Origin of the sequence: Bacillus sp. FSL R9-9492 (genome assembly GCF_038007365.1) — a bacterium.
GTDB classification, from domain to species: Bacteria; Bacillota; Bacilli; order Bacillales; family Bacillaceae_G; genus Bacillus_A; species Bacillus_A mycoides.
In genome coordinates, this window is record NZ_JBBOXC010000001.1 from 2721673 (window position 1) to 2746355 (window position 24683).

Sequence of the window (24683 nt, forward strand, 5' to 3'; positions counted from 1 at the left end):
TTATTGCTTAGATCCAGGCAATCTTCTCCACTTCACCCTGTAGATCTTCTTGCGTAGCTTTTACATAAATCAGTGTGGTATTTAAATTATCATGTCCCATAATTTGTGCAAGACGATGTAAAGGTGTACGTTCAGCCATAACATAACCAAAGCGATGCCTTAAATCATGGGCACTAAAGCCATCTAACTTAGCCAGACGCATATACTTCTGGAGAATATGGCGGATAGATCTTTCTTGTAGTCGTTTTCCTGTTTTAGAAGAAGGAAACAAATACCCCTGTGAAATATTATTTGATGCAATATACTCTTCCGATGCTAAACGAACTGTACTATTCAAAGGAACTTCTCTCTGTTTATTTCGCTTCCCAGATCGAACAATGACATGGCCGCCCCTTTTCCTCATCACAATATCTTCTATTTGAATATCACAAACCTCCATCGAACGAAGACCAGTATGAAGCATAAAGATGATCATTGTCTTGTCACGTAGTGTGCCGTATTTCTCGACAGCATTCATTAAAGCTGATTCTTCTTTATCTGACATGCGTTTTGGACTCGTTTTTTCTATTGGTACAAACTTAATTGATTTTGAATAATTTGTTTGTACAAGGCCTTTTTGCTTAGCCCAGTCAAAATAACGTTTAATAGAATTAATGCGCCGGTTAATTGTAGCGGGTTTTAGTAATCTTGTGATTTGCATATTTTCTCGGTATCGAGCAATGGTACGGGCAGTAACTTCTATTGGATGAAAAATAGTATCTTCAGAATGTTTTCCCCATATATTTTCAAACCAATATGCAAAATCTTTTAAATCACCTGTGTATTCTTTTAATGTTTTTATATGCAAATCTCCTTCTTGAGATAAGCTAGAAATAAAATCAGAAATTAAAGATGTTGCCTGTATAGAAATTATTTTAGTGGAACGCATGAATGTCTCCTCTTTCATTGACTTATATTAGCGGACATCAAACATTTGTTTTTCTGTAATTCATGTCCACTAATATTAATTAGCGGACATGAATTTTGAAAGTTAAGAACAAGGGATACATAAATATTTATAGCTAAGGAGAGGGGATAACTTGACAATCAATCAAATGGTTCAATTAGGTGGTTCATTTTTATTGTTTATTTCTTCAACATTAATCAGCTGGTACCAAGGTAGTAATTTAATAGATAATCCTGATGAATGGGAGTACACAGCTAAGTTTACAAATTATTTTAAAGGGTCTTACTCAAATTATAAAGATATCTATCAAGTAGATTTTTTTATATATGCAGCTAAGTTTTACCCTGGCTGGGTAGTTGTTATGATAATAAGTTTTATCTATATGATAGTATTGTCAGTTTATATAATATATAAAAGAAAAAATAATAAAATATAAGGGAATTATGTTATTAAACAACCAAAAATGGTGTAATCTTCTTGCGCAAACAAAAACAAGGGGGATATACATATGTTTAAAAAAGTATTAAGTGTTGTGGCAGTATCAGTAATTTCCTTATTTTCATTTTCATCTATTTCTGCATATGCAGAAGAAATGCCAACCGAATTGAGAAGCGGAGCAGTTCAACAAGTACAACAAATTCAATATTTTGATGAAAATGATAAACCAATCTATCCTTATTCTAATGCGGAGTTAAATCCAACTCCTCCAGCATACAGTAATAGTTTGGTAGCTAGAGCCACTTCACACGCTAATTTTGGTGCTACAAGTTTTTCTAATTTTGTATGGATTTATGGGGGACAAGTTTTTTATAATCCACAAGATATAGAGTTTGAAAGAGAGAACAGACCTAAATCAGTTTCTATATACGCATATACTTTAGGTGGAACTTATATGGGTAAAAGTGTAACGAATGAAGGTACTGGATGGGCATTAGTTCCTTGGAGACATTTACCAAGAGGTCAATCTTATAAATTTAAATTTGTTAGTGAATCAGGTCAACTTGTTAAAATTAAACATGGAACAGTTTATTACGGTTAATAAACTAATATTAAATAAAAAAGAATGCTAGTTAACTAGCATTCTTTTTTATTTGTTTATCTTTTACAAAGAGGAAATCAAACCAATAGGGGGTTCAGCCGAGATACGTGTAAAAATGGGTCATAGGCTTACTTTTATTTCCAGAAGATGACCCGTTTTATTTTTAAACAGGGATATACAATACCCTAAATTTACCACTTTTATTCCAAATTATAGTATATTTTCATTGGGTTTATGATAGAAATAAAATGTAGTATACAACTTTTGGATAGGGGTGCAAAATTATAGTTGATAAAATTTTTTTAACAACACTTTCCTATATGTCATTTGCAATTACTGAGTGTTCAGCGGTTATGTAATCCCTCAACAAGTCCTAATTATTACCAAGATTCACAAACCCACCTTAATGATATTTCTACCTAAATACTTTTAACAGTTAAAGTCAAATTCTATAACATTAACCAACCCAGTTTAGAAATTTTAGATAAAACATATAAGGTAGTAATTAGGGCTTAATTCCATGATAGAGGTGAGGTGAAGAACGATAATATTTTTATTCAACTTCTAAAAAGGAGAGGAAGCATTTGAAAGTTCTAAAAATTAATACGTTAATTTGTACAGTTCTGTTATTAATTGCTTCGACGGTATATTCCTCCAAAATAGTGGCTGCCAAAGGATATCAAAAAGAAGTGGTTGTGTTTGAAAAAAAAGAAATAAGTGATGAAGAAGTTCTACTTTCAAGGGCATCAGAAGGAATTACTGATAATCCTCAGATTGAAAAGAGATTAGAATCATTAGTTACTATAACAAATGAGAGCGGAACCATGATTCCGTTATCCAATTCAGATTTAAAAAGTACTACTGAAAGCCTTAAAAGAATTGTAAATGCTAACGGTGAAGTAGTGGATAGTTATGTAACTACATTTTTTGGAGAAGTATCAATTAATCCAAACGCAGGTGAGGTGGGTAATTTTGCTGATCATGGAGGGGGTGAATTAGACTCCACTTTATCAGTTTATTCGTATTCTCGTCTATATTATAACATTACCACAATTAATGGGAAGCAACATTATGGTTTAACTAAAGTAACAGGTTATTGGACATTACAAGATGCTACAACTGGGATTAAAAATACAAAGGTTAGAATTGGGCAAACAGGATTATCTGAAGCTGGAGGAGGTATAAATAGTGGTCAATATAAGGATTATTCAACAGGAACTTCCTTTTCTATAATTCCCCCACAAACCTGGTTGCCAATATTCCAAGGGAAAGGTAACGAAATAGGTGCATACCAAACATGTACAGTTACGGAGGGTTCCCAATCATGGAATGTAGGTTTTACTCATAATTTGTGGTAACCGTTTACAAAGAATAAGTTATTGGAAAAATGACTTATTCTTTTCAGTATATTTTGTTACCTCGGATTCGCAAATTTTACCATCAGCTATAACGAAGAGGTGATGTGATGAAATCGTCAAAATTTATTGGATTATTATTTTGTGTTTCTACTTTTATGTTATTGGTTGGATGCAATCAAAAAGTCCTCAGTTTTAAAGGGGAAAGCGAAAATTGGATTGGTTCGTACAAAACACAGATTTCAGAGGATAGCGAAGATGGTGCTTATGTTGTGAAGTACAAAGGAGAAAATCCAGAGAAAATAAAAGTATTAAATATTGTAATTAATGATGGAGAAAGCGATTTTAATGGTGATGGAAAGGCATTAGATGAAAATAATGAACTATCTTTCCCCAAAAAATGTACTGATTGTTTAACAACAAGAGAAGACAAGGAAATGATAATTGACATAAAGTGGGATGGTCATCATGAAAATATTACTCTGGAAAAAAAGGATTAATATAGCTTTCTAAACAAATTCCATGTATATGGTATAGCATTCAAAGGAATATAATAGCAAAATCTTTTGAAATCTGGGGGGAGAAATAAAAATGTATAAAAAGTAAAGTTATCTATCCTAAGTATTATTATAGCACTATGTACATTTGCTCCATCAACTTTTGCTGCTGGAGGTTCTGAGTTAGAAAATAAAGAAGTAATTATCTTTGAAGCGCAAGAAATTAAAGATAATAATGCTCTTCTTTCAAGAGCGAAAGAAGGAGTTACTGATAATCTTGAATTAGATAAAAACATGAACACCCTAATGGAAGTTAAAGATAAGAATGGAAAAAAGGCTAATCTCTCCAAAAAAGATGTCCAAATTACATCACAAAAGCTTAAGGCTGTAAAAAAGGGAACAAAAGTTGTAGAAAGTTATGTTACAACAGTTTTTAGTGAGGCTACGTTTGAAAAGTCAAATGAAAGTATTTCCAATTTAGGTTATGATTCAGGAAAAGGAGAATTAGATCCAACTCTTTCCGTTTACTCTTATTCGAGGGTTTATTATGAGATCGTAAAAGGTGGATCGGGAAATATTAATCACTATGATATAACGAAGGCAACTGGATACTGGACATTACAAGATGCTACAACAGGTATCAAAAATACAAATGTAACTCTCCAACAATGGGGGACGTCAACTATCGGCGGAAACCATTATGTTAACCATTCTAAGAAATTTGATGTGGGCACTTCTTTTAGTGTTGTAGCCGATGCTAAGTGGGAACCAGTAATAAAGGCGACAGGATCAGTAGTTAATGCAGTCATGCGCTGCACTATAACGGAGGGATCTAGTTCATGGAATGTAACTTTTGTAAATAGTGTTATTTAAATGAAAAAGTAGGGCCGGCACGATAAATCAAATAACCTCTTGTTTAATAATGAAAATGAAATTAAAGAAAAGTGTGAGCTAAAAAATAGATCTTTTAAAATAAAGCCCTGAATTTTCTGCTTAACGTAGAAAACTCAGGGTTTTTGCTTCCAAAAATGCCTTAGCAATATCCGAGTTTTGCCAGCTGGATCCTAAAAACATAAAATAGGTCATTACTGGAAATAAAAGTAAGCCTATGACCCGTTTTTACACGTATCTCGGCTGAACCCCAATAGGTTGAAAAATATTTTTTACAAACACATAGAATGTCCGCTAATGCTTGTTGCGTGATTTTGTTCCGTTGCTACACATACCCCTATGTTAGGATTTCGATTTGCTCCTAGAATTAAAACGTTTAGCAAAAATAAAATTTATACGTTTGAAAAGCCCTTAAATCAATCGCATCTAGAATTTATGATTGGTGGAACAATTCATACAAAGAAAATAAGAGAAAATTGGGATGAATTATTACGATTAACTAGTTCTGTTCGTAATGGAACAGTCACAGCTTCTCTTATTCTTAAAAAGCTTGCAGCCTATCCAAGGCAAAATAGCTTATCCGTAACGTTGCGTGAGGTAGGTAGGATTGAAAGAACTTTATATACATTAGAATGGTTGCAGAGTCCGGAGCTTAGAAGACGTGTTCAGGTTGGTTTAAATAAAGGTGAAGCAAAACACGCACTTGCTCGAGCTGTATTTTTCAATCGATTAGGAGAAATTCGTGATCGTTCTTATGAGGACCAATTACATAGAGCAAGCGGCTTGCAACTGCTTATTTCAGCGATTGTATTATGGAATACGGTATATATATCACGTGCAGTAGATGCTTTACGTGCAAAAGGCGTGGACATTCCAGAAGAATATTTACAACATATATCTCCACTTGGATGGGAACATATTACGTTGACAGGTGATTATGTTTGGAACTTGAATGAAAAAACAAATTTTAATAATCTAAGACCATTACGCGAAAAAAATTATATCAAAAAATAGCAAACTAAGTAGCCGGTTCCTTAACGTACAGGTAACCGGTTAATTTATGTCCAAATTGTGTCTAAACGTACAATTTTCTTTTTTTGATATGGTGACCCCGTATAAGATTCTATACTTAGTAATCCCTCACTTTAAGGTATGTCTTTGGGGAAGTGTGAGGAGTTCAATCGATTCTGAATAAAATTGATAGTATCAGTTGCAATTTTTTTACGTTTAAGAACAATCCCGGCATGTCCACATGTATAAATATATCTTGTAGGTCTTTCCCAGGATTCCCACAAATAGTCCGTATCCTCAGAGTGCACATATAGATCGTGCTTACCTGAAATTAATAAAATATTTTCTTTTTTTACTTTTGGTAACGCTTGACTCGGTTCAGTGATTTTCCAATAAGCTATTAAATCATCATACGTAACACCATGATGTTCCAAATCTTCTCTAATAAATTTACCTGGATTTGTCTTCCAAATTGAATAAGAGAGTCGATTCGCGTAGAAAATGGATACTAACACATCAATTTCTGGTTCAACAAGAGATGTTAAGTTAGTAATAACTCCACCTAAACTGATTCCTATTAAAATCAAGGGACCATTTTTATTTGCTTTAATCCATTTGATCAAAGTTCGTAAATCAGCTACCGCTTGTTTAGTTGCTTCTACAGTTCGTTCAACATTGGCACTTACCATGTACTCTCCACTGTATAGGGATTGGTTCGGTTTTCTGTCAAAATGATATGGTAAAGTGAAATAATACATATTCCACTTCAAGTTGGTCATATGGTCGTGGAATATTTTTTTTACACGTTCGTTAGAATCCATTCTCCAACCGTGAACAAAGATGACATGAGGTGCATCTTCATTTTTATGTAAAAATAATTCCCCAGTGACAGAATCGTTGCGTGAATCACCAGATTGAACCGAGCTTTTATATTTGAATTGTCCAACCATGTATTCCTTTTCTTGTTTTAAATGCTTAATGTTAAAATGAATATGAGATGGTTTTACTTTATAAAAAAATTCTATGTCCTTTATATATAGTGAGGTGTTAGAAAGAGAAGTATACTGAAACTTTACACTTCTTTTTTTGTGCAAATCATACAAGGCGTATCGATCAATGAGTTTTGAAAAAATCAAATTAACCTCCTCCAAAATACATATCGTCTAAAAGATGGACAAAATTTATGCTGTAAATTAATTGTGAAATATTCTCTTTTCCTAATAGTAGATGCTTGAATTATAAAACAGGTGGGGAATTTGTATATTATATTATAAAGCTATCAATAAAATAAAACTATAAATATCTTTTACAAAAACCTAAAAAGCAAGTTAATATTCTCATTCATAAAAGAGAACATTAACTTGCTTATTTTCGTATCAAAAGGTACACCTTTTGAAGTGACGTAATTTATATGAAAGACAATGTGTCAATTTGTATATTTAATACAGTGATAGTTACCGTAATTTTCGAAGCCTATAGTTAATTAACCTTACAATATACGTCTTTTTGGTATATAAATAGCTATATTCATTAGAGAAAGAGTTTTAATCCATCATGAGAATCTTTAAAACCTAATTTCTTATAAAAGTGTAAAGCTTCTTGTCGTTCCTTATCTGTTGTTAACTGTACTAAATGACATCCCCGTAATTTAGCACGTTGAATAGCCCATTTAATAAGTTTACTTCCTATACCTTTACCACGTTTTGATGAGGCTGTCCGTACACCCTCAATTGTAGCTCTCCAACCCCCTTGACGTACAATGTAAGGCGTAAATGTAATTTGTTGAATACCGACAATCTCCGTCCCATCACACGCTACAATCAACTCGTTATTTGGATCACAATCAATAGCATGAAATGCTCTTATATAACTATCAGGGAGTGGTGTTTCATAGCGCTCTCTTTTATTTCCTAAAACATCATCAGCAAGCATTTTTACAATTTCATCTAAATCATCTGCCGTTGCAATCCTAAATGTTATAGTTTCTGTCACTATCAAAAAACCTCCTTAATGTATGCACTTGTTACTTTTATTTTACTTGTTTAAATACAAAAGGTTAAATTATAAAATATTATGAGTCTCTATAACTTTTTCTTATAGATAGCATAAAAGCCTAACTTATAAAATTATAAGTTAGGCTTTTTAACACAATATTATTATTAGAGAATCCGACCAACTTCAAAAAACCTCCATATTCTTTAATGAATTTTCATATTTAACAAGCACACATATAACCATCCAAATAGGGTGGTTTTTATTTGTTGTATAGAAATTACGTAATAAGCATGGATTTGTATGCTCTCATTCAATGCTATCTAAAGCCATATACCTCCTTGCACATATTCAAAAACGATTACGTTTTTGAATATGTGTTCCGGTTTTTCTTGACCAGGTCAATGAATAACTACACATAAACTCCTTATATCTCTAGATAAACTACCGATTAGCTCCATATAGACTCTAGATAACCTATATAGAATACAAGTTATCAAGGAGGTAAGAAAAAATGAACTTTATGAAACGAGCAATTCTCAGTATGAAAAAAAGAGTAGGAACATCATTAATTTTGATGGCAGTTTTCCTAATTGTTACAAATTTAGTGTTGGCAGGATTCACAATCCAAAATGCATCAAAAAAAGCTGCTGATGCAGCAAGAAAAAAACTCGGTGCAGATGTTACTTTAAGTCTTGATTTTGACAAATTAGGTCAACAAGCTAGGGAAACTGGAGAGATGCCTAATCCACCGAAGCTTAATACAAAAGAAGCAGATCAATTAGCGAAGTCAAAGTATGTAAAAGACTATAATTACATAACTAGCACTCTCGGAATTTCTGACGGACTTAAACTAGTAGGAGCTTCAGAAGGAGAAGAAGAAGGAAAAGGTAAGGCGGGAATGGCGGCTGTACGAGGCGGTTCAGGCTCCGGTACAGAAATAGATATGAATTCTTCTTTTATGATTGAGGGAGTTCGCAAAACTGCATTACAAGAAAGCTTTAAGAATGGAAAAAGTAAAATCATTGATGGGAAACCAATTACAGAACAGATGAAAGATCAGAATGTAGCTTTAATGGAAAAACGATTAGCGGAATTAAACAACTTGAAAGTAGGAGACAAAGTTAAAGTGCAATCAGGGGATAAGAAGGAAACCCTGGAGGTTGAAATTATCGGTATTTACGAAACGAATGAGCAAGCAATGGGGCAACAAGCTCCTCCTATAATGGATCCAGCTAATAAACTATATATGCCGCATTCAACTATGAAAAAATTAGAAATAGATCAAGGGATAAGTAGCATTCAAGTCGTGTATTTCTTGAAAGATCCACAAAACATTGAAGCATTTAAAGAAGAAGCAAAAAAATCTGATATTGATTTTAATTATTATAAATTAGATGCACATGATTCGTTGTACAAACAAATGATTGGGCCTATCGAAAATATCTCATCTACTTCTCAAATGATTATTTATATTGTATCAATTGCAGGTGCGATTATTTTAGGGTTAATCATTATGTTATCGATTAAAGCACGTCGTAAGGAAATGGGGATTCTATTGTCCATTGGAGAGAAAAAGTGGAAACTGATGGCGCAGTTCGTAGTAGAAGTAGTATGTATCGCTATTTTAGCATTTGGATTATCCATAACAACAGGAGCAAAAATTTCTCAATTCATAGGGAATAATTTACTTTCGAGTGAAATTGCTACAGCAGGAGAAGAAACAAACACCTCACAAAATGGAACTGTAATGGTAGCTGGACCTGGTGGAACTGTACAAAATCAAAAAGAGGATCCAATTGATAAAATTAATGTAAGTGTAACAGGCGAAGATGTAGGGAAAATGGGGGGGATTGGACTAGCTATTGCTATATTAGCAACGCTTCTTCCAGCATTATCTATTCTACGCCTGAATCCAAAACAAATTCTTTTAAAAGATGAATAAGGAGGCTCGATATGGAGACGATTTTACAATTTAAAAACTTAGATTATTATTATGAAAGTAACGAAAAAAAAGTAGCGATACTAGAAAATGTTAACTTTTCTTTTCAAAAAGGACATTTCTACACGATTCTAGGACCATCCGGATCTGGTAAAACCACTACGCTTAGCTTAGGTTGTGGGCTAGATATACCTAAAAATGGTTATGTACTATTTAATGGAAAGGATATTCGAAAAATTGGTTTGGATCGGTACCGTAATCAAAATGTATCGGTAATTTTCCAATCTTATAATTTGATTACCTATATGACTGCTCTTCAAAATGTCTTAACAGCAATGGAAATTACAGGTGTTAAAGTGCAAAATAAAACGGCAAGGGCGTTAGAATTATTAGAGAAAGTAGGACTTACAGAAGTAGAAGCGAAACGAAATGTTCTGCAACTAAGTGGCGGGCAACAGCAGCGTGTTGCAATCGCTCGAGCGTTATCTTGTAATGTTGATTTACTGATTGCGGATGAGCCGACAGGAAACCTCGACGAAGAAACGGCAATGGATATAATAGAACTGTTTCAAGAACTTGCACATAAAGAAAATAAATGTATTATTGTTGTGACGCACTCACAGGAAGTTGCTAAAAAATCAGACCGTGCAGTCTATTTAAGTAAGAAGAAGTTGGTAGTAAACGAAATTTAATATAAACACCCTAGTTTTTTAATTCACATAATTTTCGAAATTAGTTTCTTCAAATATTTATATTTGATATACAATATAACCAAGCCATAATTAAAATGGTCTCCCTGTATTGAATGTTAAGATAGTTTGTTATTCCCTTTTTAACAATTTTTGAAAAAGAACTTGTAGTATATTCTACAGGTTTTTTTTGTTATGATCGGTTTACTATATCATTGAAGAATTGCATATAAAAAACGGGACAGTATTTAGGTGTATGATCTAAATACTGTCCCGTTTAATTATTTATCTGTAAAAAGGAACTAGCTTACATCTCATGTGATAGATTTTATAAATAAGAGGTTTAATTGTCCATGGCTCTAAGCACTAACCATTTGGAATAAAGATGCAATGTATCAGTTATACTATGTAATATTTATTCATTACAAAATATGGTGGTATGTATGACTAAGCAAACAATTACTTTATTTCAAGTTTCTATGATACTCATTGGTAGTATTTTTTATAGTTTTACTTTCTATAACATGTTAACCTGTATTTTCATTGTAGTTGGACCATACCTATTAGGGATTTTGATGTCCATATTTTTAGATATCAAAGCTGCTAAGAAAGTTAATCCAATCCATTTATTTTTAGTAAGTACTTTAATCATGATATTCGGGTTTTATTCTCCAATATTTATAGTCCTTAGCGTTACATTTGGGAGCTATGCCATTAATAGTATTTCTTCTCAAAATAATATGAAAGTATATATGGTGAATGCTACACATAGAGAGCTTTCTTTACTCATTTACACAACATGGAGAAATATGGGGAATATATTTTTACAATTTTTTATATTGATTGTGATTGTGGGAGTAGGGGTGTTTTACGATGTCGAATGGTCGCAACTTTTCCAAACAATTGTTGGGAAGGGTCAAATGCAGATTGAAGGGTTATCCATACAACGATTGATGTTTATGTTAGCAATTTGCTGTTGGCTTGGCATGGTGGGCTTAGGTATGTGGATTGGTAAAAAAGCTAATCCCAATATTGCTTAAAAAGTAACTCGAAAAATATCAATACTAAAACTACAAAAAACAAACAAACTCGTCCTACTAAGAGGGGAGTTTGTTTGTTTTTTGTTTAGATAATGGAATGTTCATGCAAAATTGTACACTATGTTCCATATTTTTTATAGAATATTTTATATCTAGCGTTTCAAGAATTTGTTTAACAATATATAGCCCCAAACCACTTCCTCCAGTATTTCGATTCCTTGATTTTTCAATTCGATAAAATGGTTTGAAAATTTGTTGTATATCCTCTTCTTTAATATTGACACCTGTATTCATAATTTGCATTTTGATTTGACCTTGTTTAGAATCCTCACTTAACTTTATATAGACTTTTTCATTATGTGGTGAATACATAACCGCATTATGGATAATATTTTTACATGCTTTTTCAAAAAGAACACGATCTGTATAAACAGAAAGATCAGAATCAATTTCTTTTATTATTTGGATGCTTTTTTGAGAAGCAAAAAATTCGAGATCTTTTGTGATTGTATCTATTAACTTCGAAAGATTAACTTCTTCTACTTTTAGTTTAAAGGTGTGTTGTTCTAATTTCGACATGCTTAAAATTTCACGAACTAATTGTTCCATACTTTCAATAATTTGATGATTTTTCTTTAAATATTGATCACGATTTTGATAAGGGCCAATATTGTATATCATCCCTTCTAAGTATCCTTTCATTACAGTAAGAGGGGTCTTTAATTCATGTGCTACAATCGCAAAAAACTCTCTGCGTTTTGTTTCTATTTCTCGTTCTTTTTCAATATCATTTTTTAATTGTTGATTTGCTTTTTTTAAATCAAACATAGCTTGTTGTAAGTTAATAGACATGTCATTCAAACTATTAGATAATTCTCCTAACTCATCTGTAGAGCGAACCTCAATTTTTTCGGAGAAATCTAAATTTGCCATCTTTTGTGCACCTTCATTAATATAAATAAGTGGTTTTGTAATAAACCTGGAATAGAAATAAGCACTCCCTACACCAATTATGAGTACAATGATACTAATATAGGGGAGAAAGCGTACTAAAACCTGTGAAGCTTCATCAATTGGTTGAAATGTAGCAAAGACTATAAGTGTTAAACTACCATCTTGAAATTGAATTGGTTGCATAACGTTATATGAATTGCTAAGGGTACCTGCATTCTCGAACCGTGTGGCTCTAGTAACTACTGTTGTTTGCGAACCATTTTGAGTAAAAGAAAATGAAGGAGAGTATTTAATTATTCCCTCATTATTTTGAAGATAAAGCATCGCATTATTTTTTTTTGCATATTCATCAAAAAGTGGTATCGCATCTTGAAACGTAAGATCTTTAGATTTATCAATGATTTCTTTTATCCCTGTTTGAAGTTGATCTGTTTTGTATTGCTCATAAAACGTAGGGAGAAAGAAGTATAAAGTTAAATAAATCAATACTGCAAAGGATAACAAAATGAGAGAGGTAGTCATAAAGAGTTTATAAGTAATTTGCTTCATCTTCATGATTTTCACAATACTATTCATCAATTTTATAACCAATACCCTTTATTGTTTTAATATAAGGGATAGCTAACTTTTTACGTAGGTTTTTAATATGTGTATCAATTATTCGTGTTTCTCCAAAATAATCGTACCCCCAAACTTTTTCTACGATATTTTCTCTTGTGAGTACTTTTCTCTCATTTTGAAATAGTAGTTGTAGAATTTCAAACTCTTTTGTCGTTAATAAAATTTCAACGTCATTTACATATACTCTATATGCATCAACATCGATACGCACTTCTTTAAATACCAAATGATTATTTACATTTTTATCATAACTTCTTCTAAGTACAGCTTCGACTCGTCTAATCAAAACATGAAACGAAAAGGGTTTTGTTATATAATCATCGATTCCAAGATCGAACCCTTTCATTTGATCTTCCTCTTCTTCCAATGCAGTTAGCAAAATAATTGGTACGTTTGACTGACTTCGAATCATCTTGGATACTTCAAATCCATTAAGATTGGGCATCATTACATCTAGAAGAATTAAATCAAAGGATTGCTTATTAAATTGTGTCATACCCTCTAATCCATCTGATGCAACTACAACTGTATACTGTTGTGTCATTAAAAATTGTTTAATTAATTCCTGAATTTCTTGATCGTCTTCTACCACGAGAATATGATAGTTTTTCATAATATCACCTCTGGTAGTCATTATAGCCTTACTATCTGGAGTTTATGTGGAGATAAATTAGGAGATTCCACAAGACGATTATTGTGTTAGCTCCACGTTCAATAAAATGAACATTAATATTTAAGTAAAACTAATGTATAATAATGTAAATCGGGTGTAATTTCCTGAATTGTATGAAAATATACTTTTACTTCTTTACCAAGAGGAGAAAAGGAAATGAATTTCAATATAAAAGAAGCTACTGTAATTCTAGAGCGTGTGCCACAAACTTTGGAGTTTTTTTATCTAGTTTATCAGGCGAATGGCTACATTGTAATGAAGAGGAAGGAACTTGAAATACATTCGAAGTAGTTGAGCATTTAATTGATCTGGAGAGAAACAACTGGATTCTAAGGCTAGAATTAATTCTCCTGGAAGGTAAAAATAAATCCTTTACTCTGTTTGATCGTTATTCTCACATAAATAACAACTCTCTTGGTAAACCAAAAGTTTCAAGGTATGAACTAGGGATTATTTATATATTGCGAGAAAGGTTGTGAAATTATTTGAGGAGTTATAAAGCTATGCTGTTTGATTTAGATGATACGTTACTCGATAGGGATAAGGCAGTAGATAACTTGTTTTTATTAGTTTTAGAGAAGCGTTATGAGGATGTTAGTGATACAGTCAAAAACAATATGTTACAGAAATTCAAAGAATATGATAAAAGAGAATATGGCATTAGTGATAAAACAATAGTTTTAGAATCATTATTTGATGAATTCGCGCCGAAATATAGATTGCCACGCAATTATATCCAAGATTTTTGGAATGAAAACTTTCCTAAATGTTTTTCAATTGACCAAAATACTATTCTTTTCTTAAATCATATAAAGAGGCACTTTAAAGTTGGAATTATTACAAATGGCTCAACTCAGAGGCAAAAAGCTAAAATAATGAATACGGGTTTAAATGAGTATTTTGATACGATTATTATTTCTGAAGAAGTGGGATTTAGTAAACCTGATAAACGTATATTCGAACTAGCATTAAATAAGCTAAATGTACAATCAGAAGATGTACTATTTGTTGGAGATGACTTAGAAAAGGATATTGCCGGTTGTCAAAATGCAAATATAAAGGGCATATGGTTCAATCCTAATGTGATTAAGAATAATACCGACACTAAACCATATGCCGAGATTACTTCTTTTGATAATTTATTAAGTTATTGTGGAGAGATAAATTTTCAAAAATAGTAAAAAGATAGATTACCCTTAATTTCATTGACCGTATGAGAAGTTTTAAAACAATATTTATTTACGAGGATATAAAGGATATTGGGCCAGGGGCAAATCATTTATGTGTGTTAATGAAAAGCTACACAGCATGTTTAATATATACTTTATAAATTATAGAGGAGTGAGACTATGGAAATAAAGAAAGTAGTAATTGGCGGAATAAATATTGCCGTCGTCAGAAACGATACAGTATTAATATCCGATGTTCAATCTGCATTAGATCTCATGGCAACAGTTCAATATGAAGCGGATTCAAAGCGGATTGCTATCAATAAATCATTAATAAGTGAAAGTTTCTTTGACCTAAAAACACGGCTTGCGGGTGATATTCTTCAAAAGTTTATTAATTACAGCGTGAAAATTGCTATTATCGGGGATTTTTCTATGTACACTAGTAAAAGCCTAAAAGATTTCATTTATGAATGTAATAAAGGTAAGGATGTTTTTTTATTAGCAACTGAGCAACAAGCAATTGAAAAATTAAGCTCATTGAAATAAAGATATAAAATGTAATTCGAAAGAGGCATCCGTGATGGTGCCTCTTATTTGTATTTTTATATAAAAATGTTTTTCAAATTTAAATTTTGTACCGGTACAGTAACTGCAAATGTACATTGTTACAATATCCCTTCAAATTTACAATCAGCATATAGTATTTTAACTTATAACTTATTAAGGGGTGCTGAATATGACAAAGTTACAAGATCAACTCTTTACAAGATTAAACCTTGAAAAACGTACTGAAATAAAATTTGAAGAATTAAGTACAATACTCTTTGCATTTGCCCACACAATCCCGTTTGAGAATTTAAATGTAATAGCAAGTAATGCGAATACAATTTCTATGAAAAACTTACAAGAGAAAATTTTAACTAGTTCTCGAGGTGGGCTTTGTTATGAATTAAATACTCTTTTTTACTATTTTTTAAAAGATAGTGGTTATGATGTACAACTCGCACTAGGTACCGTATATAAAAATGATATAAACGATTGGGCACTTGAAGATGGGCATATAACAATTATTTTAAATTACGAAAACGTAAGGTACTTAATTGATGTAGGTATTGCTTCATTAGTACCTCTTGTGCCAGTACCGTTTACTGGCGAACTTGTTTCTTCTAAAAACGGTTCGTATCGAGTAAGACAAAAAGATACGAGTAAAGGAAACTATGTTCTAGAAAGAATAGATGTTGATGGAGAATGGAAAGTTTGTCATGCTTTTTATAAACATATTATTGATGAGACAGTAGTAAACGATGTTCAAAGAAGAGTGATAGAAGATGAGAAATCTATTTTCAATAAAGGACCCATTGCAGTAAAATTGACGAACTTTGGCCATATCTCATTAACGAATACTAGTTTAACTGAAATTATTTATGGAGAAAAAACGAAGCGTGAAATTACAGAAAATCAATATAAAGAGCTTTTATATACTTTATTTGCTATTGAGTTGTGAATATAAAAATAGCCGGTTCTTATTCAGAATCGGCTATTTTTATTATTTTTGGTTTAAATGGTTTTCGTCTAATATGTTTCGGAAACTGCGGTATAGTTAACGTTTTTAACGTTTCCTCAGCTTCTTCATATGTATGAAAAACTGGCTCTTTTCCATTATCTCCTTGCAAAACTAGCCCTTCATCTCGGATTACATATGGCATAAAACCACTCCTTATAGTAAAAAATTATGGTCTATTGAAACAGAATGATACGATTTCAAGTTTAATTTTCTTAATAGATATAATACACTAGAACAGTATAAAGAAGTATATAAAATGAATATTGGATGCAAAGGAAGATTATAATGTCAGTTATTGATAAATTGAAACTTAATAAGTATACAAATATGGTCGTAATTAACGAACCAAGTGATTATGACATTTTCACAGGTAAAGAAACCTCATTTTCAAAAGAACATGATGCTATTTTTATTTTTGTTGAAACACTTGATGAAATGGTGAAACAAACGAATTTTATTATTAGTAATGAAGAATTACTAATTGAAAAAGGTTACGTGTTTTTCGCATATCCGAAAAAAGGTAATGCTCGTTACAGTACGTTTATTCACCGTGATGAGATGTTTCCGGCATTAAACGTTGGAGATGATGGATATGTTGGGGAAAGCGAAATTAAATTTGCGCGAATGGTAAGTATGGATGATGTCTTTACAGTTGTAGGTTTAAAACGTGAAAAGAAAAAAGCGAAGAAAACACCTGCAGCGAGTCAATGTGTTGCTGATTATGCAGATCGTATTCAAGATGTTGAAGCATTATTGGCTAATCATCCAGCTGAACTTAATTTTTATCAAAGTTTAACTCCTGGTAATCAAAAAGATTGGGCACGTAATTTATTTTCAGTGAAACAAGAAAAAACACGCGATAAACGTCTTGAGAAAATGATTGAAATCCTTTCACAAGGCTATAAAACAATTGAATTATTCCGTAAGAAGAAAAAATAATGATTAGGAACGTCACAATGATGCAACAATTAATTACGTTGAGCACATTGAAAAAAGGATTCCTTTCAGTATACTAAAGTATGTTCTTATATTTAAATAATTAGCAAAAGAGAAAAGGTGTTTGAAATGAAATCGTATATTGTAGTTGGATCTGGGATTTTAGGGGCATCTACTGCCTATCATCTTGCTAAGGCTGGTGCGAAGGTTACTATTGTAGATCGTCAAGATTTAGGTCAAGCCACTGATGCAGCAGCAGGTATCGTCTGTCCTTGGCTTTCGCAGCGTCGTAATAAAGCGTGGTATAAAATCGTTAAGGGCGGTGCACGTTACTATTCTTCGTTAATCCAACAATTAGAAGAAGACGGTGAAACGGATACAGGTTACAACCGTGTAGGTGCAATTAGTTTACATACTGACGAGAAAAAACTAGATCAAATGGAAGAACGAGCTTATAAACGACGTGAAGATGCACCAGAGATCGGTGAAATCACTCGCTTATCAGCTGAAGAAACGAAAAAATTATTCCCAGCATTATCAGAAGAATACAGTTCTGTTCATATTAGTGGCGCTGCACGAGTAAATGGAAGATCATTACGTAACGCATTAATAAGTGCTGCGAAAAAACATGGTGCTACTTTTATAAAAGGAGATGCTGTATTAGTTCGTGAAGGTAATCGTATTACTGGAGTTACAGTAAACGATGAAATAATTTTAGCAGAAAAGGTAATTGTAACTGCAGGCGCATGGGCGAATGAAATCTTGAATCCGTTAGGAATTAATTTCTTAGTTACATTCCAAAAAGGGCAAATTGTTCATTTGCAAATTGAAAATACAGCAACAGAAAATATGCCAGTTGTTATGCCGCCGAACGATCAATATATTTTAACATTTGACAATGGCCATGTCGTAATTGGTGCAACGCATGAGAATGATACTGGTTTCGATCACCGTGTAACAGCTGGTGGTTTACATGAAGTATTCCATAAAGCGTTAACAGTAGCGCCTGGTTTAGAAGATGGTACAATGCTTGAAACTAGAGTTGGCTTCAGGCCATTTACGCCAGGATTCTTACCTGTTATTGGCCCACTCCCTAATTTTGAAGGCATACTCATTGCAAACGGATTAGGTGCTTCAGGATTAACAGCAGGTCCATACTTAGGATCAGAACTTGCGAAACTTGCGTTAGGGCAACCGATTGAATTAGATTTAAATGATTACGATGTTGCTGGGGCAATGGAATAGTAATAAACAAAAAGATTAGGAGTGATTTCCTAATCTTTTTGTTATGTTATTTGGGCGTAACTAAGTATTTTGAGAGGTAGGAGTTCTTTTAAACAAGTGGGATCACCACATCGCTATCAAGCTAAAAAAATAAATAATCCACAAAACGAAAATTTTTTGCTCTTTATAGCAACGAAGTGCATTTTTATCGTTTGAGGTATTAGAGAAGAAAGGGGGATTCGTTCAATATAGAGGCGAAAATACATATCAGAAATATAAACAATAGCCTCAAAAACTGGAGGCTATTCAATTTCACAATCTATTATGAGCAATTACAATAGGTAAGCTCTTTAAAGTCTGTCCCATCGCTGCATTCGTAAAATGATGAATAACATCAAAACCCTCAACTTGATGGATATTAGCGAACCGTTCCACAAATGAAATTAAAGCGATAGACGGGATCCCAATTAAAGTTTTTTAAACCTAATTGGACTTACCATTAAGAGAGCGAGGATTAATGTAATCCATGCATTGCTATATGAAAACAATCCCATACCGGCCAATGGTAATCCAGCAGCTGGAATAGGTAATCCCTTAAAATATCCAATGGTTGGTTTTACACTAAATTTAGCTAATCTTAAAGCACCCATCGTTGGGAAAAGGATAAATGCCAAAGAAGTTAAAATAGAAGGTGTTGCTATCGAATGAAATAAAAGTGCAGGAGCAACTCCGAAACTAACAATATCAGCTAAGGAATCCAATTGTACACCAAACTCACTGTTCACTTTTAATTTCCTCGCAATTCTTCCATCAAGGAGATCTAAAACAGCTGAAAAGAAAATAAAAATGGAGGCCACTTCCAAATAGTCACTCATATTCATGGTAATTGAAAAAACACCGCACAATAAATTTCCAATCGTAAATAAATTGGGTACAGCTTTTACTATTTGATTGAACAAGGTTGTCCCCCCTAAGTTGATCAAACTTCACGTTTATGTAGCATTTTCTATATATTCTTCCGTTATTCTTGAAAAAATATGACCACTGTATGCTAAGTAAATTTCGGCAAGAGAAAAACCGATTTCCTGTACGTTATGTTGGTTTATAAACATGTTTGATCAAAGGTAAGTCTATTACTGCTGATTTACCTAATATAAAAAGCCTGTTTTTGAAAAAAAAGAGTTATCAAAATAGGCTCTAAACATATTTTATAGAATCACTTTTTATAAAATATGGTTGATTATTTCCGGTACGCGTTGTTGAATATTAGCACTCGATAGTTGAAGTGCCGAGTAGTCAAGCATTTCCCTCCGGTTGGTGGATAAGACCAACCGCTCCAGTTTTAAATGTATTGTTTTTTATAAGTTTAAGATTGATTTTGTCCGTAATTTCTTTAATAAAGGTAGTCCACTGCCTAAGACTACAGGAAACATATTAATCCGATATTCATCAATCAATTCAGGTAGTTTACGAAATTCTGGTTTTCCGCCAGAAAAGATTAGTTAGATATATTAATTATATAGTGGAACAAGATCATCGTTTTATTAAGAAACATGTGCGTTCTATTTTTGGATTTAAGTCCTATAAAACAACATCTACACACTAAAAGATGCATCATATCTTCATATATTCATAAAATTAATCTGTAGTCGAAAATACGTAAAGAGCTGCTAGAATGAATTACTGAGAATACAAAGAATAAAGGAGAGAAGCGGAGTAAAAACTAAAAAAATTAGACAAAGAAAATGGAGAGATGAACTAAATGTTAAAGATCATCAAGCATTTAAAACCATTTATTGCTTCCATCATTGCAGTTGTATGTCTTTTAACTGTACAGGCAGTATGCGATCTATCACTGCCAGACTACATGTCTAACATTGTCAATGTAGGGATTCAACAAAAAGGTGTAGAAAATGCAGTACCTGAGGTTATTCGTAAAAGTGAAATGGATAAACTTACGCTCTTTATGAATGAAAATGAGAAGAAAAAAGTTGCTGACAACTATGTGCTTTTAGATAAGAACAACCTCTCTCAAAGTGAACTAAAAAATGACTTAAAAGATTATCAGCAGCTTGATAAAGAGCCACTTTATAAGTTACATACAGAAGATAAAAAAATAATTAACGAACTTAACGATATCTTTGGGAAACCAATGTTAATTACACAAGGAATTGAAAAAGGTGGCTCATCTGCTTTCTCTCCTGCTGCGACAGGTGACAGCAACACACCAGCGAAACTTCCGCCAAATTCAGATCCTTTTGCAATCATTGCGAAACTTCCTCAAGATCAAATCAATGCAATGAAAGAAAAGGCAGATGAAAAGTTTAAGAATATGCCAGGTAGCATGGTAACGCAATCAGCCGTTTCATTCATTGAGAATGAGTATAAAAAGATCGGTATCAATATAGATAAGCTTCAATCTAATTTCATCCTTACTTCCGGCGGGAAAATGCTGCTTTTATCCTTAGTAAGTATGGCAGCTACCGTTATCGTGAGTTTACTTGCTGCAAAAGTAGCTGCAGGACTCGGCAGAGACCTTAGAAAGAAAGTATTCCGGAAAGTTACAAACTTCTCGAATGCGGAGTTTGATAAGTTTTCCACTGCATCTCTAATCACAAGAAGTACAAATGATATCCAACAAGTTCAAACACTTATGGTTATGATGCTTCGCATTGTATTCTATGCACCAATTTTAGGTATCGGCGGCATTATTAAAGTACTTACTACAGACCTTTCAATGGGATGGATTATCGCAGTTGCGGTAATTGCGATTTTAAGCCTAGTCATTGGTTTATTTAGCATCGCGATTCCTAAGTTTAAGCGTATCCAAAAGTTAGTAGATAAAATTAACTTAATCACTCGTGAATCTTTAACCGGTATGCTCGTTATTCGTGCTTTTAATACTCAAAAACATGAAAAAAAGAAATTTGAAAAAGGAAATCAAGATTTAACAAAAACAAATTTATTTGTAAGCCGTTTAATGTCATTTATGATGCCAATGATGATGTTTATCATGAATGCCGTTACTGTACTTATTATTTGGGTTGGATCACACCAAGTGGATATGGGACATATGCAAGTTGGTGATTTGATGGCATTTATGCAATATACAATGCAAATCATCATGGCCTTCTTAATGATTTCAATGGTATCTATTATGGTTCCACGTGCTTCAGTTTCCGCACAACGTATCGCAGAAGTTTTAGATACTGACATTACCATTAGTGATGTAAAAGAGCCGAAAACATTTGCTTCAGACAAGAAAGGTTACGTTGAATTTAAAAATGTTGGCTTTAGATACCCAGGTGCAGAAGAAGATGTGCTTTCCAATATCACCTTTACTGCAAAACCTGGTGAAACGACAGCTTTCATCGGAAGTACAGGTAGTGGTAAATCAACATTAATCAACTTAATTCCACGCTTTTACGATGTCACAAGCGGCCAAATATTAATAGATGGCACGGATATTAGAGAAGTATCTCAGAAGGAATTAAGAGAGAAAATTGGTTATGTACCGCAAAAAGGAGTTCTCTTCTCAGGTACAATCGAGAGTAATTTGAAATATGGTAAAAAAGAAGCAACTGAAGAAGAACTCGAAAAAGCGGCGGAAATCGCGCAAGCTATGGAGTTTATTAACGCGAAGCCTGAAAGCTTCCGCACAGAAATATCACAAGGTGGTACGAACGTTTCCGGTGGTCAAAAACAAAGACTTTCTATTGCGCGTGCTCTTACGAAAAAATCGGAAATCTTCATATTCGATGATAGTTTCTCAGCTCTTGACTTTAAGACAGACGCAGCATTGCGCAGAGCTTTAAACAATGAGATTACAGGAAGTACTATTTTACTTATTGCCCAAAGAATCAGTACAATCATGAATGCCGATAAGATTATTGTACTTGACGAAGGAAAAATAATTGGAACTGGTACTCATGAAGAGCTTATGGAAAACTGTGAAGTTTATAAGCAAATTGCTTTATCACAACTTTCAAGAGAGGAGTTGTCATCATGAGTGATAGAAAAATAGAAAATAGAAAACAAAGCGGCCCTGGTCCTGGCGGTGGCGGTCCTATGGGCGGCGGCATGAGAAAGATTGAGAAAGCAAAAAACTTCAAAGGAACGATGAATAAACTCCTTCAATACTTGAAGCCCTATAAATTATCAATCTTAATCGTTATCCTTTTCGCAATCGGCAGTGCAGCCTTTACAATCGTTGGTCCAAAAATTTTAGGAAACGCGACAACAAAACTTTTCGAAGGACTCGTAAGCAAAGTATCAGGAGCACCCGGTGCGGCCATTGACTTTACCTATATCAGAAACATTGTTATTTTACTCCTTGGATTATATATACTGAGCACTGTGTTTGGTATTATCCAGGGGTACATTATTTCTGGAGTAGCTCAAAAAGTATCTTATAACTTCAGAAAAGAAATCGATGAAAAAATTAACCGTATGCCGCTGAAATACTTTGATAAAACAACGCACGGCGAAGTATTATCGAGAATTACAAATGACGTAGATACGGTGAGCCAAACTTTAAACCAAAGTATGTCGCAAATCATCACATCCGTTATTACAATCATCGGTGTACTTATCATGATGTTATCAATCAGCTGGCAAATGACATTGGTGGCGCTTTTAATATTGCCAGTATCGATGATTCTCATCATGGCAGTCGTAAAACGATCACAAAAATACTTCAAATCCCAGCAAGAATATTTAGGACACGTAAACGGTCAGGTCGAAGAAATTTATAGTGGTCACAATATCGTAAAAGCCTTCAACAAAGAAGAAGAAGAAGTGAAAAAATTCGAAAAGGTAAATGATACCCTTTACCATTCCGCATGGAAATCTCAATTTTTATCTGGAATGATGATGCCGATTATGACATTTATCGGTAATATCGGTTACGTCGCTGTATCTATTTTAGGTGGATGGCTTGCGGTAAAGAGAACCATCGCAGTTGGAGACATTTTAGCCTTTGTGCAATATGTTAGAAGCTTTACGCAACCAATCGCTCAAGTAGCACAAATCGCGAACGTACTTCAATCTACTGCAGCTGCTGCAGAAAGAGTCTTCGAATTTTTAGAAGAAGAAGAGGAAGTGCCAGAAGCAGAAAATCCAGTGAAGCTGCAAAAAGTTCAAGGAGAAGTTACCTTCCAAGATGTTCAATTTGGATACAATCCAGATAAGATCATCATCAATGATTTCTCATCTAACATTAAACCTGGACAAAAGGTAGCAATCGTCGGACCAACCGGAGCTGGTAAAACAACGATTGTAAAACTGTTAATGCGTTTCTATGACATAAACAGCGGTGCAATATGTATCGACGGTCACGATATAAAAGACTTCACGCGAGAAGACCTGCGCAACATGTTTGGTATGGTACTTCAAGACACTTGGCTATTTAACGGCTCCATCATGGAAAATATACGTTACGGTAGACTCGATGCTACAGACGAAGAGGTAATTGAAGCAGCGAAAGCAGCTCACGTTCACAACTTCGTAAAAACATTACCAAATAAATATCAAATGGAACTAAACGAAGAAGCAAGCAACGTATCCCAAGGACAAAAGCAACTACTAACAATTGCACGTGCCCTTATAGCGGATCCGAAAATATTAATACTCGATGAAGCAACAAGCTCCATTGACACTCGTACAGAAGTACTGATTCAAAAAGCGATGGAAAACCTTATGGAAGGTAGAACAAGCTTCATTATCGCTCATAGATTATCAACAATACGTGATGCAGATTTAATCCTTGTCATGAAAGACGGAGATATTGTAGAACAAGGTAATCATGAAGAGTTATTGAAAGCTGATGGTTTCTATGCTTCGCTTTATAATAGTCAGTTTGAAGGTGCGGATGCTTCTTGAGTTAGGTGAAAGTCCATTTAAATAACTAAACCCACGAAGAAAATGCATTTTCTTCGTGGGTTTTTATTATTTTTAAGGTTCTGTTACAAAATTTTAAAAAGTAAGCTAGACTTTTGCAAAACAGAGTGAGGAGCATGATAAATGGGATGTTTTAAAGGGAAACAATTTAAAAAGAATATTAGAAGATTAATTAATACATTTTTGTAATGTTTTAGTGTTTCTCCTCCTTCTCTTGTTTTATGAATATCTCCAAAGAT

Annotated in this window: 24 protein-coding genes and 3 pseudogenes; 18 read left to right on the forward strand and 9 right to left on the reverse strand. The window is 33.3% G+C overall.

The annotated features are described in order from the left end of the window. Positions 1–7 precede the first annotated feature (7 nt). Positions 8–928, reverse strand: a complete 921-nt coding sequence (locus MKY70_RS13790; protein WP_341024708.1) for a tyrosine-type recombinase/integrase — start codon at positions 926–928, stop codon at positions 8–10. Positions 929–1094: 166 nt separating this feature from the next. Here MKY70_RS13790 and MKY70_RS13795 point away from each other — a divergent pair, with 166 nt between their 5' ends. From MKY70_RS13795 to MKY70_RS13810, 4 genes are all read left to right on the forward strand, one after another. Continuing rightward, complete coding sequence (locus MKY70_RS13795; RefSeq protein WP_176280955.1) at positions 1095–1382, forward strand: YjdJ family protein; 288 nt, start codon at positions 1095–1097, stop codon at positions 1380–1382. 72 nt (positions 1383–1454) lie between these two features. Continuing rightward, positions 1455–1985, forward strand: a complete 531-nt coding sequence (locus MKY70_RS13800; RefSeq protein WP_340780693.1) for a hypothetical protein — start codon at positions 1455–1457, stop codon at positions 1983–1985. Positions 1986–2569: 584 nt separating this feature from the next. After that, positions 2570–3343, forward strand: coding sequence for a hypothetical protein (locus MKY70_RS13805; protein WP_341024709.1), 774 nt, complete (start codon positions 2570–2572; stop codon positions 3341–3343). Positions 3344–3450: 107 nt separating this feature from the next. Continuing rightward, on the forward strand, positions 3451–3840 hold the full coding sequence (locus MKY70_RS13810; protein ID WP_081338245.1) for a hypothetical protein: 390 nt from the start codon (positions 3451–3453) through the stop codon (positions 3838–3840). Here MKY70_RS13810 and MKY70_RS13815 read toward each other — a convergent pair. Beyond that, positions 3837–4133, reverse strand: a complete 297-nt coding sequence (locus tag MKY70_RS13815) for a hypothetical protein (RefSeq protein ID WP_341074523.1) — start codon at positions 4131–4133, stop codon at positions 3837–3839. The genes MKY70_RS13810 and MKY70_RS13815 overlap by 4 nt on opposite strands. Here MKY70_RS13815 and MKY70_RS13820 point away from each other — a divergent pair. After that, entirely contained in the window at positions 4132–4710 is a 579-nt protein-coding gene (locus tag MKY70_RS13820; RefSeq protein ID WP_341024710.1) for a hypothetical protein, read from the forward strand. The genes MKY70_RS13815 and MKY70_RS13820 overlap by 2 nt on opposite strands. Positions 4711–5067: 357 nt before the next feature. Beyond that, positions 5068–5742 (forward strand): annotated as a pseudogene (locus MKY70_RS13825) (Tn3 family transposase); the annotation flags it as partial. Positions 5743–5873: 131 nt separating this feature from the next. Here MKY70_RS13825 and MKY70_RS13830 read toward each other — a convergent pair. Next, positions 5874–6875 (reverse strand): alpha/beta hydrolase, encoded by a 1002-nt coding sequence (locus MKY70_RS13830; protein WP_341024712.1) that lies wholly within the window; start codon positions 6873–6875, stop codon positions 5874–5876. A 394-nt stretch (positions 6876–7269) separates the two neighbouring features. Beyond that, positions 7270–7731: a GNAT family N-acetyltransferase gene (locus tag MKY70_RS13835; protein ID WP_088033789.1), complete on the reverse strand. Its 462-nt coding sequence runs from the start codon at positions 7729–7731 to the stop codon at positions 7270–7272. A gap of 514 nt (positions 7732–8245) precedes the next feature. On the opposite strand from MKY70_RS13835, the gene MKY70_RS13840 reads away from it, so the two are divergent. The 3 genes and pseudogenes from MKY70_RS13840 to MKY70_RS13850 form a co-directional block, all read left to right on the forward strand. Continuing rightward, positions 8246–9676 (forward strand): ABC transporter permease, encoded by a 1431-nt coding sequence (locus MKY70_RS13840; RefSeq protein ID WP_002032327.1) that lies wholly within the window; start codon positions 8246–8248, stop codon positions 9674–9676. An 11-nt stretch (positions 9677–9687) separates the two neighbouring features. Further along, positions 9688–10365, forward strand: coding sequence for an ABC transporter ATP-binding protein (locus MKY70_RS13845; protein WP_048547260.1), 678 nt, complete (start codon positions 9688–9690; stop codon positions 10363–10365). Between the two features lie 491 nt (positions 10366–10856). Beyond that, positions 10857–11402, forward strand: a pseudogene (locus MKY70_RS13850) (hypothetical protein); the annotation flags it as partial. 57 nt (positions 11403–11459) lie between these two features. On the opposite strand, the gene MKY70_RS13855 reads toward MKY70_RS13850, so the two are convergent. Then, positions 11460–12932, reverse strand: coding sequence for a sensor histidine kinase (locus tag MKY70_RS13855; RefSeq protein WP_341074524.1), 1473 nt, complete (start codon positions 12930–12932; stop codon positions 11460–11462). Then, entirely contained in the window at positions 12925–13590 is a 666-nt protein-coding gene (locus tag MKY70_RS13860; protein ID WP_341024714.1) for a response regulator transcription factor, read from the reverse strand. The genes MKY70_RS13855 and MKY70_RS13860 overlap by 8 nt, the downstream gene beginning before the upstream one ends. Positions 13591–13806: 216 nt before the next feature. Between MKY70_RS13860 and MKY70_RS30835 the strand changes: the two genes are divergently transcribed. The 4 genes from MKY70_RS30835 to MKY70_RS13880 all read left to right on the forward strand — a co-directional run bounded on the left by MKY70_RS30835 (position 13807) and on the right by MKY70_RS13880 (position 16326). After that, complete coding sequence (locus MKY70_RS30835) at positions 13807–13941, forward strand: hypothetical protein (RefSeq protein WP_002141907.1); 135 nt, start codon at positions 13807–13809, stop codon at positions 13939–13941. 212 nt (positions 13942–14153) lie between these two features. Next, on the forward strand, positions 14154–14828 hold the full coding sequence (locus tag MKY70_RS13870) for an HAD family hydrolase (protein ID WP_140152401.1): 675 nt from the start codon (positions 14154–14156) through the stop codon (positions 14826–14828). 171 nt (positions 14829–14999) lie between these two features. Further along, a complete protein-coding gene (locus tag MKY70_RS13875) occupies positions 15000–15368 on the forward strand; it encodes a DUF4180 domain-containing protein (protein ID WP_088033781.1) in 369 nt (122 codons plus the stop codon). A gap of 190 nt (positions 15369–15558) precedes the next feature. Continuing rightward, a complete protein-coding gene (locus tag MKY70_RS13880; protein WP_060751159.1) occupies positions 15559–16326 on the forward strand; it encodes an arylamine N-acetyltransferase family protein in 768 nt (255 codons plus the stop codon). A 19-nt stretch (positions 16327–16345) separates the two neighbouring features. On the opposite strand, the gene MKY70_RS13885 is transcribed toward MKY70_RS13880, so the two are convergent. Beyond that, complete coding sequence (locus MKY70_RS13885; RefSeq protein ID WP_002013279.1) at positions 16346–16528, reverse strand: hypothetical protein; 183 nt, start codon at positions 16526–16528, stop codon at positions 16346–16348. Between the two features lie 143 nt (positions 16529–16671). Between MKY70_RS13885 and MKY70_RS13890 the strand changes: the two genes are divergently transcribed. Together MKY70_RS13890 and MKY70_RS13895 are read left to right on the forward strand one after the other, a co-directional pair. Next, positions 16672–17325 carry a YdeI/OmpD-associated family protein gene (locus tag MKY70_RS13890; protein ID WP_341024717.1) on the forward strand — a complete coding sequence of 218 codons (654 nt, stop codon included), beginning with the start codon at positions 16672–16674 and terminating at the stop codon, positions 17323–17325. A 126-nt stretch (positions 17326–17451) separates the two neighbouring features. Then, the gene (locus MKY70_RS13895; RefSeq protein WP_088033777.1) at positions 17452–18567 is read left to right on the forward strand and encodes an NAD(P)/FAD-dependent oxidoreductase; all 1116 of its coding nucleotides are present in this window, start codon (positions 17452–17454) and stop codon (positions 18565–18567) included. A 291-nt stretch (positions 18568–18858) separates the two neighbouring features. Here the strand turns inward: MKY70_RS13895 and MKY70_RS13900 are convergent, their stop codons facing one another. After that, positions 18859–18981, reverse strand: a complete 123-nt coding sequence (locus tag MKY70_RS13900) for a hypothetical protein (protein ID WP_002032342.1) — start codon at positions 18979–18981, stop codon at positions 18859–18861. Between the two features lie 32 nt (positions 18982–19013). Then, positions 19014–19505 (reverse strand): CDP-diacylglycerol--serine O-phosphatidyltransferase, encoded by a 492-nt coding sequence (gene pssA / locus MKY70_RS13905; RefSeq protein ID WP_002085344.1) that lies wholly within the window; start codon positions 19503–19505, stop codon positions 19014–19016. A 536-nt stretch (positions 19506–20041) separates the two neighbouring features. On the opposite strand from pssA, the pseudogene MKY70_RS13910 reads away from it, so the two are divergent. The 3 genes and pseudogenes from MKY70_RS13910 to MKY70_RS13920 form a co-directional block, all read left to right on the forward strand. Then, positions 20042–20146: pseudogene (locus MKY70_RS13910) on the forward strand (IS6 family transposase); the annotation flags it as partial. A gap of 162 nt (positions 20147–20308) precedes the next feature. Continuing rightward, positions 20309–22555, forward strand: coding sequence for an ABC transporter ATP-binding protein (locus MKY70_RS13915; RefSeq protein ID WP_341024719.1), 2247 nt, complete (start codon positions 20309–20311; stop codon positions 22553–22555). Further along, positions 22552–24426 (forward strand): ABC transporter ATP-binding protein, encoded by a 1875-nt coding sequence (locus tag MKY70_RS13920; protein ID WP_341024720.1) that lies wholly within the window; start codon positions 22552–22554, stop codon positions 24424–24426. The genes MKY70_RS13915 and MKY70_RS13920 overlap by 4 nt, the downstream gene beginning before the upstream one ends. Positions 24427–24683: the final 257 nt, after the last annotated feature.